Origin of the sequence: Kineococcus haloalkalitolerans (assembly GCF_050871905.1) — a bacterium.
Taxonomy (GTDB): domain Bacteria; phylum Actinomycetota; class Actinomycetes; order Actinomycetales; family Kineococcaceae; genus Kineococcus.
In genome coordinates, this window is the sequence record NZ_JBJLSH010000023.1 from 26,629 (window position 1) to 44,876 (window position 18,248).

General features: G+C 77.3%; 16 protein-coding genes. 6 read left to right on the forward strand and 10 right to left on the reverse strand.

Annotated elements, in window-relative coordinates:
* Position 1: 1 nt before the first annotated feature.
* Both ACRYMY_RS10765 and ACRYMY_RS10770 read right to left on the reverse strand, forming a co-directional pair.
* Positions 2 to 946, reverse strand: coding sequence for a carbohydrate ABC transporter permease (locus ACRYMY_RS10765; protein WP_432547256.1), 945 nt, complete (start codon positions 944 to 946; stop codon positions 2 to 4).
* 43 nt (positions 947 to 989) lie between these two features.
* Positions 990 to 2,357 (reverse strand): extracellular solute-binding protein, encoded by a 1,368-nt coding sequence (locus ACRYMY_RS10770; protein WP_432547257.1) that lies wholly within the window; start codon positions 2,355 to 2,357, stop codon positions 990 to 992.
* Between the two features lie 213 nt (positions 2,358 to 2,570).
* Here ACRYMY_RS10770 and ACRYMY_RS10775 point away from each other — a divergent pair, with 213 nt between their 5' ends.
* Together ACRYMY_RS10775 and ACRYMY_RS10780 are read left to right on the forward strand one after the other, a co-directional pair.
* On the forward strand, positions 2,571 to 4,490 hold the full coding sequence (locus ACRYMY_RS10775) for a glycoside hydrolase family 2 protein (RefSeq protein WP_432547258.1): 1,920 nt from the start codon (positions 2,571 to 2,573) through the stop codon (positions 4,488 to 4,490).
* A gap of 202 nt (positions 4,491 to 4,692) precedes the next feature.
* Positions 4,693 to 5,889 carry a YihY/virulence factor BrkB family protein gene (locus ACRYMY_RS10780; protein WP_432547259.1) on the forward strand — a complete coding sequence of 399 codons (1,197 nt, stop codon included), beginning with the start codon at positions 4,693 to 4,695 and terminating at the stop codon, positions 5,887 to 5,889.
* Positions 5,890 to 6,494: 605 nt separating this feature from the next.
* Here the strand turns inward: ACRYMY_RS10780 and ACRYMY_RS10785 are convergent.
* The 3 genes from ACRYMY_RS10785 to ACRYMY_RS10795 form a co-directional block, all read right to left on the reverse strand.
* Positions 6,495 to 7,544, reverse strand: coding sequence for a bile acid:sodium symporter (locus ACRYMY_RS10785; RefSeq protein ID WP_432547260.1), 1,050 nt, complete (start codon positions 7,542 to 7,544; stop codon positions 6,495 to 6,497).
* Entirely contained in the window at positions 7,541 to 8,692 is a 1,152-nt protein-coding gene (locus ACRYMY_RS10790; protein ID WP_432547261.1) for a tRNA (adenine-N1)-methyltransferase, read from the reverse strand. Before ACRYMY_RS10790 ends, ACRYMY_RS10785 begins: the two co-directional genes overlap by 4 nt.
* Positions 8,693 to 8,797: 105 nt before the next feature.
* Positions 8,798 to 9,982, reverse strand: coding sequence for a site-2 protease family protein (locus tag ACRYMY_RS10795; RefSeq protein ID WP_432547262.1), 1,185 nt, complete (start codon positions 9,980 to 9,982; stop codon positions 8,798 to 8,800).
* A gap of 153 nt (positions 9,983 to 10,135) precedes the next feature.
* Between ACRYMY_RS10795 and ACRYMY_RS10800 the strand changes: the two genes are divergently transcribed.
* Positions 10,136 to 11,146, forward strand: a complete 1,011-nt coding sequence (locus ACRYMY_RS10800) for a RecB family exonuclease (protein ID WP_432547263.1) — start codon at positions 10,136 to 10,138, stop codon at positions 11,144 to 11,146.
* Here the strand turns inward: ACRYMY_RS10800 and ACRYMY_RS10805 are convergent.
* Entirely contained in the window at positions 11,143 to 11,937 is a 795-nt protein-coding gene (locus ACRYMY_RS10805) for an HAD family hydrolase (protein ID WP_432547264.1), read from the reverse strand. The two genes, ACRYMY_RS10800 and ACRYMY_RS10805, sit on opposite strands and share 4 nt — an antisense overlap.
* 25 nt (positions 11,938 to 11,962) lie before the next feature.
* On the opposite strand from ACRYMY_RS10805, the gene ACRYMY_RS10810 reads away from it, so the two are divergent.
* Both ACRYMY_RS10810 and ACRYMY_RS10815 read left to right on the forward strand, forming a co-directional pair.
* A complete protein-coding gene (locus tag ACRYMY_RS10810) occupies positions 11,963 to 12,844 on the forward strand; it encodes a PAC2 family protein (RefSeq protein WP_432547265.1) in 882 nt (293 codons plus the stop codon).
* 148 nt (positions 12,845 to 12,992) lie between these two features.
* Positions 12,993 to 13,445 carry a PGPGW domain-containing protein gene (locus ACRYMY_RS10815; protein ID WP_432547266.1) on the forward strand — a complete coding sequence of 151 codons (453 nt, stop codon included), beginning with the start codon at positions 12,993 to 12,995 and terminating at the stop codon, positions 13,443 to 13,445.
* 18 nt (positions 13,446 to 13,463) lie between these two features.
* Here ACRYMY_RS10815 and mshC read toward each other — a convergent pair whose 3' ends face one another.
* The 4 genes from mshC to ACRYMY_RS10835 form a co-directional block, all read right to left on the reverse strand.
* Positions 13,464 to 14,741 carry a cysteine--1-D-myo-inosityl 2-amino-2-deoxy-alpha-D-glucopyranoside ligase gene (gene mshC, locus ACRYMY_RS10820; protein WP_432547267.1) on the reverse strand — a complete coding sequence of 426 codons (1,278 nt, stop codon included), beginning with the start codon at positions 14,739 to 14,741 and terminating at the stop codon, positions 13,464 to 13,466.
* 23 nt (positions 14,742 to 14,764) lie between these two features.
* The gene (locus tag ACRYMY_RS10825; protein WP_432547268.1) at positions 14,765 to 15,754 is read right to left on the reverse strand and encodes an SCO1664 family protein; all 990 of its coding nucleotides are present in this window, start codon (positions 15,752 to 15,754) and stop codon (positions 14,765 to 14,767) included.
* Positions 15,724 to 16,272, reverse strand: a complete 549-nt coding sequence (locus ACRYMY_RS10830) for a DUF3090 domain-containing protein (protein WP_432547269.1) — start codon at positions 16,270 to 16,272, stop codon at positions 15,724 to 15,726. Before ACRYMY_RS10830 ends, ACRYMY_RS10825 begins: the two co-directional genes overlap by 31 nt.
* 75 nt (positions 16,273 to 16,347) lie before the next feature.
* The gene (locus tag ACRYMY_RS10835) at positions 16,348 to 17,070 is read right to left on the reverse strand and encodes a histidine phosphatase family protein (RefSeq protein WP_432547270.1); all 723 of its coding nucleotides are present in this window, start codon (positions 17,068 to 17,070) and stop codon (positions 16,348 to 16,350) included.
* A 78-nt stretch (positions 17,071 to 17,148) separates the two neighbouring features.
* Here ACRYMY_RS10835 and ACRYMY_RS10840 point away from each other — a divergent pair, with 78 nt between their 5' ends.
* The gene (locus ACRYMY_RS10840; protein WP_432547271.1) at positions 17,149 to 18,240 is read left to right on the forward strand and encodes a magnesium and cobalt transport protein CorA; all 1,092 of its coding nucleotides are present in this window, start codon (positions 17,149 to 17,151) and stop codon (positions 18,238 to 18,240) included.
* Positions 18,241 to 18,248: the final 8 nt, after the last annotated feature.

Here is an 18,248-nt window from a genome sequence, read left to right on the forward strand (position 1 = left end):
GTCAGGCCTCCTTCTGCTGCGCGCGGTCGACGAGCTGGCGCACGACGGCGATCGCGACGATGACGACGAACAGCAGCGCCGAGGCCGCGGCCGCCGCGCCGATCCGGTAGTCGGTGAACCCGGTGCGGGTGATGAGGACGAGGGCGGTCTGGGTGCTGGTGCCCGGCCCGCCGTCGGTCATCAGGTACACCTGGTCGAAGATCTTCAGGCTGGCGATGATCTGCAGCAGGACCACCAGGGTCGTGGTGCGGCGCAGCAGCGGGATCGTCAGGTGCCGGATCTGCTGCCACGGGGTAGCGCCGTCGATGGCCGCCGCCTCGTACAGCTCGCGCGGGATGTCCTGCAGGCCCGCCAGGTAGAGGATGAAGTTGAACCCGATGGTCCACCAGATCGTCGTCACGGCGATGCCGATCATGGCGGTGGCCGGGTCGGCGAGCACCGGGGTGGGCGCCGTGATGCCGAACCACTGCTGCACCTGGGCCAGCAGGCCGGTGTCGCCGGTGTAGATGAACACCCAGATCAGCGAGATCGACGCGGAGGGCAGGATGAACGGCACGAAGAACGCCATCCGCCAGAACACGTGGCCGCGCTGCATCCGGTTGGCCAGCACCGCGAAGACGAACGACAGCACGACCAGCGGCGGGACGGTGTAGAGGGTGAACTGCAGCGTGTGCCACATCGCGGACCAGAAGAGGCTCGAGGTGAGCATCTCCTGGTAGTTCGCCAGCCCGGCCCAGCCGCCCAGCCCGCCCTGCACGAGGCTGGTGTCGGTGAAGCTGGCGATGAACATGTAGGCCGCGGGCCCGATGAGGAAGAGCAGGTAGAAGACGGCGAACGGCGCGATGAACAGCCACGCCACGCGCTGCGGCCGCTGCTGGCCGCCGCCGCGGTCGGCAGCGGACGCGCGGTCGGCGGCGGGCCGGGTCTGGACGGTCTGCGCGCTCATCGGTGGTCCTCCCGGGTCCGGACGGGACGGGTGTCGGGGGCGCTCACAGCGGGTTCGCCGTGTTCGCGTAGTTCTCCAGCTGCGAGCGCATGCTCGCCACGGCCGCCTCCGGGCTGGTCAGCCCCTGCAGCACGAGCCCGATCTCGGCGCCCGTCACGGTCTCGAAGTTCGACCCGGAGCCGGAGTACCAGGCGGGATCGTCGTAGACGGCGTAGTCGGCGGCCTCCGCGTAGTTCGACTGCGGCTCCAGGGCCTGGTACTCGGCGCTGCGGAACGTCTCCAGGAGGGTCGGGATGTGCCCGCCCTCCGCCCAGTCCAGGCTCATGTCCAGCATCGACTCCACGAACCCCATCGCCCGCTGCAGCTTCTCGGGGCTGCGGTCCATCCGCGGCAGGACGAACGCGTGGGAGTCGGCGTGCGCGGCGGGCGACTCGTACAGCTGCGGGAAGGGGGCCATGCCGAACTCCAGGCCCTCGATGCCCTGGGCCGTGGTGATCTCCCACTCGCCGTTGAGGAAGAACGCCGAGCGGCCCGTGAACATCAGCGTCTGCGCGGCCGGGGTGTCCACGTTGCGGGGCATCAGCCCGTCCGCGGTCCAGCTCTGCATCGTGGCCAGCGTGTCCGTCACGAGGGCGTCGTCGAAGGTGACCGCCTGCCCCTCCTCCGACAGGAACGGCGTGTGCCCGTCGCGCTGGCGGTACAGGGTGTGCAGGAACCGCCAGCAGTTGGAGGTGTCGCCCACGTTGGCCGTGGACGCGCCGAACTCGCCGGTGACCTCCTGCGCGGCCCGCAGCGCCGCCTCCCAGCCCTCGACGCCCTCGATGGGGGCCAGCAGGCCGTCCGGGCCCAGCAGGCCGGCCTGCTCGCAGACCTCGACGTTGTAGAACAGCACCCACGGGTGCGTGTCCATGGGGATGGCGTAGGACTGCCCCTCGTACTGCGAGGCCTCCCACGCCCGCTGGTTGAAGTCCGCGGGCGACAGGCCCGCCAGCGCGAGCACGTCGTCGGTGATCGGCTCCAGCAGACCCGCGGCCGCCAGGTTGCTGGCGCGCGTCAGGTGCGCGACCGCCACGTCCGGCGGCTTGTTGCCCAGGGTCGCCAGCGAGACCTTGGTGTAGTAGGGGTTGCCCCAGGCGAACGTCGCCGCCTGGAGGGAGTCCGCGCTGCCCTGCTGGCGCCGGTACTCCTCGAGCATGAGCTGCAGGCGCGCCCCGTCGCCGCCGCCGAAGAGGTTCCAGAAGGTCACCGTCCCCGGTGACAGCTCGGAGCCGACCAGCCCGGCGGCCAGCGGGGTGCCCGCGCACCCCGACAGCCCGGCCGTCAGCCCGAGGCCGCCGGCGGCGGCCAGACCGCCGCGCAGCAGCGAGCGTCGCGAGAGCCCGCGGTGGGGGAGTCCTGTGGTGCTGTTCACGCGTGTCCGTTCCCTTCCTCCGTGGCGGAGGGGACTGCGTCCCCCCGCACCCCCGTCGGTGCGTGGAGAACCGCGCGGTGACCGGCGACGACGCTGCTGCCGGCCCGTGCGGTGGCGTGAAGCTAGCACGCGCTTTCCAACGCTAGAAGCGCTTGCGCGAAGCTGTTGTCCCCTCGTCACCCGGACGGCATGATCGGGTGACGAGGAGGTCCCGTGAACCCACCGACGACGACGTCGACCCCGCCACCGACCCCGTCCGGGCGGCCCGGCGCCCCCGCGCTCCCGCGCCCCGAGCACCCCCGCCCCACGTCCCGCCGCGAGGACTGGCTGTGCCTGAACGGCCCCTGGCAGTTCGAGGTGGACGCCGGCGACTCCGGCCTCGAGCGCGGGCTGCTGCAGCGCCCGCTGACCGGCACGATCACCGTCCCCTTCGCCCCCGAGTCGGAGCTGTCCGGCGTCGGCGTCACCGACTTCCTGCCCGCCGTCTGGTACCGGCGCACCGTCGAGGTGCCGGCCGCCTGGGCCGGCCGGCGCGTCCAGCTGCACTTCGGGGCCGTCGACCACGACGCCACCGTGTGGGTCGACGGCGAGGAGGTGGCCCGCCACCGCGGCGGGTTCACCCCCTTCACCGCCGACCTGGGCCACCGCACCGGGGAGCTGACCGTCGTCGTGCGCGCCCGCGACGACCACCGCGGTCCGCAGGCGCGCGGCAAGCAGTCCACCCGCTACGCCAACCACGAGTGCGTCTACACCCGCACCACCGGGATCTGGCAGACCGTCTGGCTGGAGCCCGTGCCCGACGTGTCGCTGGCGCGCACCCGCGTCACCCCCGACCTGGCCGGGTCGTGCTTCCACCTGGAGCAGCCGCTGCGCCGCAGCGGCACGGGCGCCGCCGGTGACCGGCGCGGGTGGACCGTGCGCGCCGTCCTCACCGACGCCGCCGGCGAGGTGGCGAGCGCCCGGGTGCGCGCCGACCTCGACCTGTCGCCCCGCCTCGTCCTGACCGTCCCGGACGACCGGGTCCGCTGGTGGGGTCCGGACGACCCGCACCTGTACGGCTTGCGGGTGGAGCTGCGCGACGCCGCCGGCGACCTCGTGGACGCCCTCGACAGCCACGCCGGGCTGCGGTCGGTGAGCATCGACGGCAAGGCCGTGCTGCTCAACGGCCGGCCCCTCTTCCAGCGCCTCGTGCTGGACCAGGGCTGGTACCCCGACGGGCTCATGACCGCCCCCGACGACGCCGCCCTCGTGCGCGACATCGAGCTCGCGCAGGCCGCCGGCTTCAACGGCGCCCGGCTGCACCAGAAGGTCTTCGAGGAGCGCTTCCTGCACCACGCCGACCGGCTCGGCTACCTCGTCTGGGGCGAGTTCGGCGACTGGGGCGCCCGCGAGGAGGGCACCGTCGTCGACGGGGAGCGCCAGCGCCCCACCGCCAGCTTCGTCACCCAGTGGCTGGAGGCCCTGGAGCGCGACGCCTCCCACCCCAGCCTCGTCGGCTGGTGCGGGCTCAACGAGACCCACCAGCCGATCACCGACCGGATCACCGTCCTCGACGACGTGACCCGCGCGATGTTCCTGGCGGCCAAGGCCGCCGACACCTCCCGGCCGGTCCTCGACGCCTCCGGGTACGCCCACCGCGTCGCCGAGAGCGACGTGTGGGACTCCCACGACTACACCCAGGACCCCGCGGCCTTCCGCGCCGAGGTCGGCGGCCTCGCGCAGGGCCGCCCGCACACCAACACCGGCCCGGACGGGCAGGTGTGGTCGCTGCCCTACGGCGGGCAGCCGTGGTTCTGCAGCGAGTTCGGCGGCATCTGGTGGCGCCCGGACGCGGAGGCCAGCGACAGCTCCGTCGACCGCGGCGCGGACAGCTCCTGGGGCTACGGCGAGGCCCCGCGCAGCGAGGAGGAGTTCCACACCCGCTTCGCCGGGCTGACCGCCGCCCTCCTGGACGACCCGCTGGTGTTCGGCTACTGCTACACGCAGCTGACCGACGTCTTCCAGGAGCAGAACGGCGTCTACTCCTTCGACCGCTCCACCAAGCTCGACGTCGAGCGCGTGCGGGCGGCGCAGCAGCGCCCGGCCGCCGTGGAGACCGCCTGGCCGGACGAGCCCGGCGCGCGCGGCGGGTAGGCCGCACGCACGAGCGCGGGGCGGGGCCGGGGGGGGGGGGGGGGGGGCGGGGGGGGGGGGGGGGGGGGGTGTTTTTTGGGTGGGCGACCGCGCCCCCCGCCGCCCCCCCCCCCGCCCCCCCCGCCCCCCCCCCCCCCCCCCCCCCCCCCCCCCCCCCCCCCCCCCCCCCCCCCCCCCCCCCCCCCCGGGAGGGGGTGGGCCGGTGGCGCTCGGGCGCGCCGACGCGTTCCAGCGGCGGCACCGGGTGGTCGGCTACCCGCTGGCGGTGGTCTACAAGTTCTTCGAGGACCAGGGCGTGTACCTGGCCGCGCTCATCACCTTCTACGCGCTGCTGTCGCTGTTCCCGCTGCTGCTGCTGCTGTCCACGGTCGTGGGCTACGTCCTGTCCGGCGACCCGCAGCTGCAGCGGCAGGTGCTGGACTCCGCGGCCGGGCAGTTCCCCGTGCTGCGCGAGGACCTGCAGTCGCCCGGGCGCATCGGCGGCGGCGCCGTCGGGCTCGTGGTCGGCACGGTCGGCGCGCTGGTGGGCGCGATGGGCGTGGGCCTGGCCCTGCAGAACGCCGTCAACGTGGCCTGGGCGGTCCCGCGCAACGAGCGCCCGGACCCGCTGCGGGCCCGGGTCCGCAGCCTGCAGCTGATCGTCACCGCCGGCGCGTTCGTCGTGGCCACCACGGTGCTGGGCGTCCTGTCCGCCGACGCCGGCCGCTGGCTGGGCGCCAGCGGCGCGCTGGGCGCCGCGGTGGGCCTGGGCACGCGGGCGGCCTCGGCGGTGCTGGCCGGGTGCGCGTTCGCGCTGGCGTTCCGGCTGGCCGCCGCGCACCGGCCGCCGCTGCGCGCGGTGCTGCCCGGGGGGCTGCTCATGGGCGTGGTCTGGCAGGTCCTGCAGTACAACGGCGCCGGGCTGGTGGCGCAGGTCGGCAACCGCTCCAGCGCCACGAACACGGTCTTCACGATCGTGCTGGGTCTGCTGGTGTTCCTGTACGTGGCCGCGGTGGCGCTGGTGCTGTGCGTGGAGGCCGACGTGGTGCGCGCGCGCCGGCTGTACCCGCGGGCGCTGCTGACCCCGGTCACGGACGCGGTGGAGCTGACCGAGGCCGACGAGCGCACCTACACCGGGCACGCGCAGGCGCAGCGGCACAAGGGCTTCGAGCGGGTGCACGTCACCTTCGAGCGCGAGGACGACCACGGCGGCGACGACGGGCCCGATCCCGAGCACGATGACGGGCCCGGCGGCGGGCCCGGCGCCTCAGCCGCCGGTGAGCGGCCCGAGCAGGCCGCCGGGCAGGTCCCCGGCGAGGTCCTGCGCGACGTGGACGGCCAGCAGGCCGGCGGCCAGCGCGCCGCTGACGGCGGCGACGACGTGCTCGATGCGGTGGCCCGTCGCGAACAGCCCCAGTGACGTGCGCCGGCGGCGGCCGGGCAGCAGGACCGCGAGCGGGCGCGGGACGCCGCCGCGGGTCAGCCAGTCCCCGGCGATGTGCACCAGGGCGCCGCCGGCCAGCGCCCACGGCAGCCAGCGCAGGTCCACGTCGCCGCGCTGGGTCAGCCACCAGGCGCCCGCCCACGAGGCCACCAGGTTGCCGACGACGGTGGTCTCCAGGCTGCCGGGGATGACGGCGTGGCAGGCGCGCAGGGCGGCGCCGACGGTGACGGCCAGGACCGCCAGCGCCGCCCACGGGTGCAGGGTGGCGGCCAGGGCGGTCAGCGCGAACGCGGCCGGGCCGACGACGGGGTCGTGGGTGCCCCACCGGTGCCCGCCGGCCAGTCGGCCCACCAGGCGGGCCGGGACCAGCGACAGCGGCCCCCACATGGTCGCCGCGGTGGAGCCGGTCGGGCGGGGGAAGCCGCGCCGCCAGGACACCGCGCCCTGGTCGAAGTCGGGCAGCAGCGCGGCCCCGCCCCAGGCCGCCACCCAGGCCACCGCCCCGGCCGTGCCGGTGACGGGCGCCAGCGGCAGGGTCGCCGCCCCCGCCAGCAGCCCCGTGCAGGCGTGCGCGTGCGCCATCACGGGCCCGGCACCGCCCCGGGCACGGGCGGCGCGGCGGACCGCGCGGCGCCCGCCTCCTCCAGCCCGCCGGCCCCGCGCGCCAGGCGGGGCGCCAGCACCGAGCACACGGCGATCTGCAGCGGGTGGTAGACGATCACCGGCAGCACCAGCAGGCCGACGACGTGCGGGTCGAACAGCACCGTGGCCATCGGCAGGCCCGTGGCCAGCGACTTGTTGGACCCGCAGAACAGCAGCGTCGTGCGCTGCGGGCGCGCGGCGCGCCACAGCCGCGGCAGCCACCACGTCAGCGCCAGCGCCGCGCCCAGCAGCAGCGCGCAGCAGCCGAGCACGACCGCCAGCTCACCGGTGCCGACCTCGGCGAACGCGCCGCTGACGACCCCGCGGCTGAAGGCGGCGTAGACGACGGCCACGACCACGGCGCGGTCCAGCACCGACAGCGGCCGCCGGTGCCGGCGCACCCACGCCCCGCTCCAGCGCCCCAGCAGCAGACCCAGCAGGAACGGCACCAGCAGCTGCAGCACGATCCGGCCGACGGCGGAGGCGTCCGGCGCGGCACCGGCCGCGGTGGCGCCCAGCAGCAGCGCCGCCAGCAGCGGGGTCAGGCCGATCCCGGCCAGGTTGGAGGCGGTGGCGGCCACGACCGCGGCGGGCACGTCCCCGCGGGCCACGGACACGAAGACCACGCACGACTGCACCGTGCACGGCAGCACCGCCAGGAACAGCAGGCCCGCCACCAGGCCGTCCTCCAGCAGCGGCCCGGCGGCGGCGGCCAGCCCCAGGCCCAGCAGCGGGAGCAGCGCGTAGGTGGACAGCGCCACCGAGCCCTGCAGGCGCCAGTCGCGCAGGCCCGCGAGCGCCTCGGCGGGCCGCAGGCGCATCCCGTACAGCAGGAAGAGCAGGCCCACGCCGAGGCTCGTGCCCACCGCGAAGCCGTCGGCCACCGCTCCGGCGGCGGGCAGCAGCAGCGCCGCGCCGACCGCGGCGAGGACGGCGAGCAGGAAGGGGTCCAGGCGGCGCAGGACCGGCACCCGGGACCAGGCGCTCACGCGGTGCCCGGCTCCTCCCGCTCCGCCCCGGCGTCCGCGTCCGCGGTCGCGCGGGCGGCCTCGCGGGAGGCGGCCGCCCCGGCCGCGGCCTCGCGGGCGGCCTTGCGCACCTTGCGGTCCGAGACCGGCCGGTCCCCGTACTCGGTGCCGGCCCCCGCCGCGGCGGCCTCGTCGACGGTGTCGGTGTCGTCCCCGGGCTCGACCGCCTCGGGGGCGTCGGTGGGCGCGGCACCGGGCACGTCGCCGGCGTAGGCGCCGGGGGCCGGACGGCGCTTGCGCACCGGCGGGCGCACCCCGTCGGCCAGGCGGCGGGTGGTGACGAGGAAGCCGGTGTGACCGACCATGCGGTGCTCGGGGCGCACGGCCAGGCCCTCCAGGTGCCAGCCGCGCACCATCGACTCCCACGCCTCCGGCTCGGTCCAGCGCCCGGAGGCGCGGGCGGCCTCGGCCACGCGGGAGAGCTGGGTGGCGGTGGCGACGTAGCAGATGAGGACGCCGCCGGGGGCCAGGGCGTCGGCCACGACGTCGAGGCACTCCCAGGGGGCGAGCATGTCCAGCACGGCGCGGTCGGCGCCGGTGCCGTCGGCGGCGGACAGTCCTGCGGCCGGCAGCGCCTCGACGAGGTCGCCGACCGTCAGCCGCCAGGCCGGGTGCGGGCCGCCGAAGAACGTCTCCACGTTGCCGCGGGCGACGTCGGCGAAGTCCTCGCGCCGTTCGAAGGAGTGCACGGCGCCGCCGTCGCCGACGGCGCGCAGCAGGGACATCGTCAGCGCGCCGGAACCGACGCCGGCCTCGACGACGACGGCGCCGGGGAACACGTCGGCCATCTGCACGACCTGCCCGGCGTCCTTGGGGTAGACCACGGCCGCGCCGCGCGGCATGGACAGCACGAAGTCGGCCAGCAGCGGGCGCAGCACGAGGTACTGCACGCCGGCGCTGTTGGTGACGGTGGTGCCGTCGGGCCGGCCGATCAGCTCGTCGTGGGCGAAGCGGCCGCGGTGGGTGTGGAACTCCTTGCCCGGGGTCAGGGTGATGGTGTGCCGGCGGCCGCGGGGGTCGGTCAGCTGCACGCGCTCGCCCGCGCGCAGGGGCCCGCGGCGGGTGGCGGCGCCGGTGGGCGCGGCGGGGTGGGCCCCGTCGGTCGTCACGTGGTGTCTCCTGCTGGTGCTCGGGGCTCGCGGTGGAGCGGGCGGCGGCCCGCGCGCGGCGGGACCGGGTGAGGCTACCGGGCGGCGCGGCGGGCCGGCGGCGGGTCAGCGGCGGGTCAGGACCGCGACGACGTCGCCGGTGTGCAGCAGGCCAGCCACCCGGCCGGCGGCGTCGAGGACGACGTGCTCGCCGGGGCGGGCGGTGACGGCGCGCAGGAGCTGCTCGCCGGCCAGGTCCTGCGGCACCCAGGCGCGCGGGGGCAGGGCGCGGGCCGTGGCCCCCGCACCCAGGGACGTGCGCCGCTCGGCGGGCACCGAGCGCAGCGCGCCGGTGTCGACCACCGCCACGGGCACCCCGTCGTCGGTGAGGAGGACGACCTCCAGGTCGGCGTCGGTGCCGCGGGTGGCGCCGGAGTCGATGGCGGCGCGCGCCGAGCGCACGACCTCCTCGACGGTGGCGCGCGCGGGCACGCCGATGGCCGGGCGCTGCAGGGCGCGGGCGCTGAGGGTGGGCAGGCGGCGGCGCTGGGTGGCCCAGGTGAGGGCCTGCGAGGCGCCCTGCCACAGCAGCGCCCCCACCAGCGCCCCCCACACGACGTCGACGACCGAGGTGCGCCAGCCCAGCAGGCGCGGCACGACGAGCGCGGCGACGAGCACCCCCACCGCCAGGACGCGGCCTGTCCACGCGGCGGCCACCGTGCCGGCCAGCCGGTCCCGGCGCAGCCGCCACACGACGGCCTCCAGCGCGTGCCCGCCGTCCAGCGGCAGGCCCGGCAGGAGGTTGAAGACGGCCAGCAGGACGTTGGAGATCGTCAGCGCCCACAGCAGCAGCGCGGCCACCCCGCCGCCGCCGGGACCGTCGGCGACCGCCTGGGTGGCCTGCCAGGCCACCAGCGCGATCGCGCCGTTGGCGACGGGCCCCACGACCGCCACCAGCAGGCTGCGGCCCGGGCCGCCGGCCTCCTCCCGGAAGGAGGTGTGCCCGCCCCACACGTTCAGGACGATGCCGGTGACCGTCATGCCGCAGGCGCGGGCCACGAGGGCGTGGGCCAGCTCGTGCACGAGCACCGACAGCAGCAGCAGCACCGCGTAGGAGAACGCCACCAGGTAGGCGGACGGCCCGGGCACGCGGAAGGCGACGGTGGGGGCGAAGACGAGGGTGATGACCGCGGCGAAGAGGAACCACGTCGGGCTCAGCGACAGCGGCACCCCGAAGGGCCGGCCCAGGCGGATCCCCCCGGGACGGGGGACGGCGTCGCGGTCGGGGTCGGTCTGCTGCGCGGCGGGCACGTCCCGATCGTAGGAGCCGCCGCGGCGCTCCGCCCGGCCCGCGTCCCCCGCGCGGGGGCCGGGGGCCCGGGGGCGGTGCCGCCGGGCGCACGGCCGCCGCGGCGGGACCGTCGCGCCGGGGCCGTGTCGGGGGCGGCTCCTACAGTCGCGCCCATGACGGTCCCGCTCCAGCTCGAACCCGCCGCACCCCCGGGCGGTCCGCCCGCCCCGGGCCCCGCGGACGCGCCGGGCGCGGACGAGGAGGAGCGCGCGGCGCGCCGGGCCCGGGGGCTGTCCCCCTCGCGGGCGGCGGACTTCGCCCGCTGCCCGCTGCTGTACCGCTTCCGGGTGCTGGACCGCCTGCCCGAGGCTCCCACCGAGGCGGCGGTGCGCGGCACCCTCGTGCACGCCGTGCTGGACCGGCTGTTCGACCTGCCCGCGCCGCAGCGCACCGTCGAGGCGGCGCGGGCGCTGGTGGAGCCGGAGTGGCGGGCGCTGCGCGAGCGCGAGCCGCGCGTGGCCGCCCTCTTCCCCGCCGCCGACGGCGCCGGGGAGGCCGGCGGCCCCGCGGACGAGGCGGGGCTGCAGCGGTGGCTGGCGAGCGCCGGGCGGCTGCTGGAGCGCTGGTTCGACCTGGAGGACCCCACCCGGCTGGAGCCGAGCGGGCGCGAGCTGTGGGTGGAGGCCCCCCTGGAGGGCGGGCCGGTGCTGCGCGGCATCGTCGACCGCGTCGACGAGACCGCCGCCGGGGACCTGCGGGTGGTCGACTACAAGACCGGCCGGGCGCCGTCTGAGTCGTTCGAGTCCGCGGCCCTGTTCCAGCTGCGCTTCTACGCGCTGGCGCTGTGGCGCTCGCGCGGGGTGGTGCCCCGGGTGCTGCAGCTGGTCTACCTGGGTTCGGGCGAGGTGCTGCGGGTCAGCCCCGACGAGGACGACCTGCGGGCCACCGAGCGCAAGGTGCGGGCGCTGTGGGAGGCGATCGAGCAGGCCCGCCGCGACGGCGACTGGCGCCCCAACCCCGGCCGGGCCTGCCGCTGGTGCGACCACCAGGCCCGCTGCCCGGCGTTCGGCGGGACCCCGCCGCCGCTGCCGCTCCTGCCGGTGCCCCCGGTGCCCCCCGTGCCCCCCGTGCCGGCCGAGGCGGACGGGCCCGGCGCACCGGACGCGCGGGAGCAGGTGGGCTAGCCCGCCGTCCCGGGACGCGCGGCGAGCGCGCCGGCGGGGCCGGCGGGGCCCTCGGGACCGGCGCCCGCGAGGGTGTCGACGACCTCCCCGCCGGCCAGGCGGGCCAGCAGTGGCAGGTCGACCTCGGCGAGGGAGGCCACCCGCGAGCGTCCCGGCGCGGGCGGGATGGGCACCATGTGCGGGCAGGCCACGGTCCGGCAGCCGGCCGCCTCGGCCGAGGCCACTCCCGGCGGGGAGTCCTCCAGCGCCACGCACGCCGCCGGGTCCACGCCCAGGCGCTCGGCGGCGCGCAGGTACGGGTCGGGGGCCGGCTTGCCGCGCTCGACCTCGTCGCCGGCGACGACGACCGCGAAGGCGCCGGGCACCCGGGAGGCCACCGCGTCGGCCAGCGAGCGGTACGACATCGTCACCAGCGCGCACGGCACCCCGGCGTCGCCGAGCGCGCGCAGCAGCTCCAGCGCCCCGGGCCGCCACACCACCGCCGAGCTCACGGAGGCCACGACGGCCTCGAGCAGCTCCTCGACGATGCCGGCCGGGTCGCGCTCGACGCCCACGCTCTCGCGCAGGTGCGCGGCCAGCACCGCGCCGGAGTCCGGCAGGGCCTTGCCGACCAGGCCGAGGGCCTGCTCGTGGGTCCACGTGGCGCCGTGCGCGCCCACCAGAGCGCGCTCGGCGGCGATCCAGCTGGGCTCGGTGTCGACGAGGGTGCCGTCCATGTCCCACAGGACGGCGGCGGGCGGGGCGGCGCCGTCCTGACCGGGCACGGGCGAGGGCGTGGTGTCGGTCGGCATCGGGGCCCGAGTCTAGGCTGACCCGGTGCCTGAGACGCCCGCCGGCCCCGCACCGTTCGCGGTGCCGGGTCCCCCCCTGCGCAACCCCGTCGTCGTGGCCGCCTTCGAGGGCTGGAACGACGCCGGGGAGGCCGCCAGCCAGGCGGTGGCGCACCTGCACGAGGTCTGGGGCGCCGAGGACCTGCTGGAGCTGGACCCGGAGGAGTACCACGACTTCCAGGTGAACCGGCCGATGGTCGACTACGACGAGGACGGCCGCCGCCGGCTGACGTGGCCGACGACGAAGGTGTCGTACGCGCGGCTGCCGGACGCCTCGCGCGACGTGCTGCTGGTGCGCGGCATCGAGCCGTCGATGCGCTGGCGCACCTACTCGCAGGAGCTGGTGCGCGCCGCCCGCGACAACGGCGCCAGCCTGGTGCTGACGCTGGGCGCGCTGCTGGCCGATGTGCCGCACACGCGGCCGCTGCCGGTGACCAGCAGCAGCGACGACGACGAGCTGGTGGAGAGCCTGGGCGTGGAGCCGTCCCGCTACGAGGGGCCCACGGGCATCGTCGGGGTCGTGCAGGACGCGGTGGCGCGCGCGGGCATCCCGTCGGTGTCGCTGTGGGCGGCGGTGCCGCACTACGTGGGGCAGCCGCCCTCGCCGAAGGGGACGCTGGCGCTGCTGCACCGGGTGGAGGAGGTCCTGGACATCTCCGTGCCGCTGGGTGACCTGCCCGAGGACGCGCGCGCGTGGGAGCGCGGGGTGGACGAGCTGGCCGGCGAGGACGCCGAGATCGCCGAGTACGTGCAGCAGCTGGAGGAGGCCAAGGACACCGCCGAGCTGCCCGAGGCCAGCGGTGAGGCCATCGCGCGCGAGTTCGAGCGCTACCTGCGCCGGCGCGACGACCCGCCCCGGCGCGGCTGACGCGCGGCGGGGGCGCTCGCCGGCGCTCCGGGGTGCGCGCGCGCCCGTCGGGCGCAGGATGTGCAGCGTCGGATCGGGTCGGGCCCCGCGGGGCGGGGCGTCGCTGCGGAGGTGGGCCGTGGGCCGGGGTCGGTCGTCGGGGTCGGGCGTGACGGGCACCACGGCGGTGGCCTGGCGCGTCGTGGTGACGGTGGTCGGGGCGGCGCTGGCCGTGACCGGGGTGGCGCTGCTGGTGCTGCCGGGGCCGGGGTTCGTGCTCATCGCCGCCGGGCTGGCCGTGCTGGCCAGCCAGTACGCGTGGGCGCGGCGGCCGCTGCGCTACGCCGGTGAGCGCGCCGGGCAGGGCATCGACGAGGTGGGGCGCGGCGGCTGGCGCAGCGCCTGGCCGGTGGTGTTCGGGCTCGTGATGGCCGGGGTGGGCGTCGCGGGCCTGGCCGGGGCGCGGATCCCGCTGGTGAGCGGGCCCAGCGCGGCGCTGCTCGTGCTCAGCGGCGCGTTCCTCGTCGGCTCGGTGGTCTACGCCCGCGCCACCCGCTCGCACCGCGCGGCCCGCCGCCGCTTCCGGGCCGCCTCCGCGGCCCGGGCCCGCGCCCGGCGCTGAGCCCCGCGGGCGGGGGCCTCAGACCGCGACGCCGAGCAGGGCGGTGACGGTGCGCCGCACCAGGTCCCCTGCGCCGGCGTCCTCCCCGGCGCCGGCCAGCGCGGCGTCGGCCCAGGCGTCGACGGCGCGCACGGCGCCGGGGGCGTCCAGGTCCTCGGCCAGCCGCTCGCGCACCCGCGCGAGGACCGCCCCGCCGTCGGGACCGGCGGGGCGGGCCACGGCCGCGCGCCAGCGCGCCAGCCGCTCGCGCGAGTCCGCCAGGAGCGCGTCGGTCCACTCCCAGTCGTCGCGCCAGTGCTGCGAGACGATCGCCAGGCGCACCGCGGCCGGGTCCTCGCCGGCGGCGCGCAGCCGCGAGACGAGGACGAGGTTGCCGCGGGACTTGCTCATCTTCTCCCCGTCGAGGGCGACCATCCCCGAGTGCGCGTACAGGCGCGCGAACGGCCCGGCGTGCGGGCGCAGCACCTGCGCGTGGGAGGCGCCCATCTCGTGGTGGGGGAAGACCAGGTCGCTGCCGCCGCCCTGCACGTCCACCGGCATCCCCAGGTGCTCCAGGGCGATGGCGGTGCACTCCACGTGCCAGCCGGGGCGCCCGGCCCCCAGGCCGGCGGCGTCCCAGGACGGCTCGCCGGGCCGCTGCACCCGCCACAGCAGCGGGTCCAGCGGGTCGCGCTTGCCGGGGCGGTCCGGGTCGCCGCCGCGCTCGGCGGACAGCGCGCGCATCGCGGCGGCGTCCAGGCCGGAGACCTGCCCGAAGGCGGGGTCGGCGGCCACGGGGAAGTACACGTCGCCGTCGGGGCCGCCGCCGGTGCCGGGCACGCGGTAGGCGGCGCCGGCCTCCAGCAGGTCGCGCACGGCCGCGGCGACGAGGTCGACGGCCTCCACGACGCCCAGGTACTCCTGCGGCGGGACGACGGCCAGGGCGGCCATGTCGTCGCGGAACAGCTGCACCTGCTCGGCGGCCAGTTCGCGCCAGTCCACACCGGTGGCGGTGGCGCGCTCCAGCAGCGGGTCGTCCACGTCGGTGACGTTCTGCACGTAGCGCACCTCGTGGCCGGCGTCGCGCCAGGCGCGGCCCAGCAGGTCGAAGGCGACGTAGGTGTTGGCGTGACCGAGGTGGGTGGCGTCGTAGGGGGTGATCCCGCAGACGTACAGGCTCGCCCGGCCCGGGGTGGCCGGACCGGCGGCGACGAGGGCGCCGGTGGCGGTGTCGTGCAGGCGCACGGGCAGGCCGCGACCGGGCAGTCGGCCGGCTCCCGGGAGGTCGTGGGGGTCGGGGGCGGGCCAGGAACGCACGGGAGGAACCTACCCGCGGCCCCTCAGAAGGGCGGCCAGGGGATGGTGCGGGAGCCGCGGGGGCGGGGCAGGCGGTCGGCGTCCAGGAGGGCCGCGACGCGCTCGAGGGTGGCGACGGCCTCCTCGACGGTGAGCAGGTCGGACAGCAGCTCCCCGAGGCGGCCGCCGTCCAGCTCGGCGGCCAGGCGCGCCAGGACCTCGCGCTCGTCCGGGCGCAGGCGGTCCCCGGCCCACCCCCACAGCACGGTGCGCAGCTTGGGCTCGACGTGGAAGGTCAGGCCGTGGTCGACGCCGTGGACGGCGCCGCCCCAGCCGGGCAGGACGTGCCCGCCCTTGCGGTCGGCGTTGTTGAGCACGACGTCCAGCACGGCCACGCGGCGCAGCCGCTCGTCGTCGGCGTGCACGAGCGCGACGGGGCGGCCCAGGCCGTCCTCGGCGCGCAGCACCGTGAACCAGCCCTCGCGCGCGGTGCGCAGCGCGGTGATGTCGACCAGCCCGGCGCCGGGGTCAGGCAGGACGACCTCGTCGGCGTCCTCGGCGTCCTCGGCGTCCTGCAGGTCGGGGTCCGCGTCCTCGTCCGGGGTCCCCGGCGCCGCCGCGCGCTCCCCCGGCGCGCGGGAGGACTCGTCGGTCAGCCACAGCTGCACGCTGCCCGGGCCCAGCGGCCCGTCGCGCAGCACCGTGGGCGGCACGACGTCCCACCCGGTGGCGGCGGAGACGGCGTAGGAGGCGACCTCGCGGCGGGCGAGGGTGTCGTCGGGGAAGTCCCACAGCGGCCGCTCCCCCGCGACCGGCTTGTAGACGCACGCGACCTCGCGCCCGTCCTGCGCGCCGGCCCCGCCCTCGCGCACGACGGCGTACAGGGTCGCGTTGGAGGCGTCGGCCAGGCGGCCGCGGACCTCCAGCTCCCCGCCGGCCAGGCGCGCCAGCGCCTCCTGCTCCTCCAGCCCGGCGAAGACGCCGGGCGGCGGGACGCGCCGGCTCAGCGCCGGTAGCCGTTCGCGCGGGGGCACACGTGCCCGCCGGGGTCCAGCGGCCCGGCGCAGAACGGGCACGGCGGGCGGCCGGCGGCCACGAGGGCCAGCGCGCGGGCGGCGAAGGCGCGCGCCGCGGTGCCGTCGAGGCTGACGCGCAGCACGCCCCGGGACGGGTCGGGCTCGGGCAGGTCCTGCTCGGTCTCGGCCTCGTCGACCTCGAAGCACTCGATGACGACGAGCTCGCGCTCGCCGTCCCAGGCCAGGCTCATGGTGCCGACGCGGAACTCCTCCTCGATGGGCACGTCGAGGGGGGCGGTGTCGCGGCTGGCGGTGGTGGGGGCCGCGGGCACGGGCGCCTGCCCGCCGGAGCGGCGCACGATCTCGTCGAGCAGCTCGCCCACGCGCTCGGCCAGCGCGGCGACCTGGGTCTTCTCCAGGGCCACCGAGGTGAGCCGTCCGTCGCCGCGGGCCTGCAGGAAGAACGTGCGCGACCCGGGTTCACCGACGGTCCCGGCCACGAAGCGCTCGGGCGGGTCGTAGTCGAAGACCGGCATGGTCCCGACCCTACGCCGAGGTCGCGGGCCGGGCCGCTGCACCACCCGCGCCGCCCGCGCGGTGCCGGCGCGCCCTCACGCGCCGGTCCCGCCGCCCACGACGGCGTCGGAGGAGGCCGGGCGTCGGCGGCGGCGCTTGCGCGCGGGCGGGGCGAAGGCGGACAGGTCCCCGCCGGTGTCGTTGACGCGCAGCACGAACGGGCGCAGCGGCGTGTAGCGCACCGCCGAGACGGAGCACGGGTCGGCGCTCAGGCGCTGGAAGAGGTCCAGGTGCATGCCCAGCGCATCGGCCAGGACGGCCTTGATGAGGTCGCCGTGGGTGACGGCCGCCCACACGGCGTCGTCGCCGTGCTCGGCGGCCACCTGCGCGTCGTGCTCGCGCACGGCCGCCACGACCCGGTGGGCCATCGCGGCCATCGACTCCCCGCCGGGTCCGGGGAAGACGGCCGCCGAGGGGTGGGCCTGCACGGTGCGCCAGGCGGGCTCCTTGGCCAGCGCCGTCAGCGGCCGGCCGGTCCAGTCGCCGTAGCGCGCCTCGCCGACGCGCTCGTCCACGAGGGGGTCGGGGCGCGCCCCGGTGGGACCGTCGACGGCGCGCAGGGCCTCGGCGGTCTGCCGGCAGCGCTCCAGCGGGGAGACGACGAGGCGGGACAGCGCGACCGGCGCCATCCGGGCGCCCAGGTCCGCGGCCTGCCGCTCACCGGTCTCGTCGAGCTGCACGCCGGGTGTCCAACCCGCCAGGACGCCGGAGGTGTTGGCCGTGCTGCGGCCGTGGCGGACGAGGAGCACTGTCGGCACGGGGCGAGCGTAGGCGCTGGGCGCGCCCGGGTGCCCTCCGGCGCGACGGGTCCGGGCGCGGGGGGCACGATGTCCCGCGTGATCGCCGACGTCGTCAGCTACCGGGAGGGCCGCCCCGACGGGCCCGCGGACACCGCCGGGCACGCCCCCAGCGGCACCCCGGACGGGGGCGTCGCGGTGCCCGCGGGGGTGCCCGCCGCCGTGGAGCGCGTGCGCGCCGGGGGCGATGGCCCCGGGGACTTCACCTGGATCGCGCTGCGCGAGGCCGCGGCCGCCGACGTGCAGGACCTCGGCGAGCGCCTGCAGCTGCACCCGCTGCTGGTGGAGGACACCGTGGAGGGCCACCAGCGGCCCAAGGTCGAGCGCTACGGCGACACGACGTTCGTGGTCCTCAAGGAGCTGGCCTACTTCGAGGACCGCAGCGCGGTGGAGACCTCCGAGCTGCTCGTCGTGGTCGGCGAGGGGTTCGTCCTCACCGTCGGCGGGCAGGAGCCGCGCCAGGGGGTGCGCCCGGGTGAGCGCACCCGCCCGGGGCCGGTGCCGGCGGTGCGCGCGGAGCTGGAGGCGGACGCGCAGCGGCTGGCCCGCGGGCCGCGGGCGGTGCTGCACGCGCTGATGTCGGAGCTGGTGGACGACTACGCGCGCACCTCGCTGGAGCTGGAGCGCGACGTGGAGGAGGTGGAGGAGCAGGTCTTCTCCCCCACCCGCTCCAGCGACGCGAGCGACGCGCAGCGCATCTACTCCCTCAAGCGGGAGGTGCTGGAGGTGCGGCGGGCCGCCGCGCCGCTGCTGGTGCCGCTGCGCGCGCTCGTCGAGCGCGACGGGCGGGACTGGTCGGACCTGTCGGACCAGTCGCAGTTCGTGCTGCGCGACGTGCTGGACGTGCTGCAGCGCACCGTGGAGCAGGTGGAGGGCCACGAGCGGCTGCTGACCGACGTCCTCAACGCCCACCTGGCGCGGGTGTCGGTGCAGCAGAACGACGACGCGCGCAGGATCTCCGCGTGGGCGGCGATGTTCGCGGTGCCCACCCTGGTCGCCGGCGTGTACGGGATGAACTTCGAGCGGATGCCGGAGCTGCACTGGAGCTTCGGCTACCCGATGGCGCTGGCGCTGATGGCCGGGGCCTGCCTGGTGCTGTACCGGGCGTTCAAGCGCTCCGGGTGGATCTGAGACGCCGG

Bases quoted from the DNA above. Each gene is read 5' to 3' on its own strand.
- ACRYMY_RS10765 (WP_432547256.1), bottom strand. From the start codon at position 946: ATGAGCGCGCAGACCGTCCAGACCCGGCCCGCCGCCGACCGCGCGTCC.
- ACRYMY_RS10800 (WP_432547263.1), top strand. From the start codon at position 10,136: ATGACGGTCCCGCTCCAGCTCGAACCCGCCGCACCCCCGGGCGGTCCG.
- ACRYMY_RS10805 (WP_432547264.1), bottom strand. From the start codon at position 11,937: ATGCCGACCGACACCACGCCCTCGCCCGTGCCCGGTCAGGACGGCGCC.
- ACRYMY_RS10830 (WP_432547269.1), bottom strand. From the start codon at position 16,272: ATGCCGGTCTTCGACTACGACCCGCCCGAGCGCTTCGTGGCCGGGACC.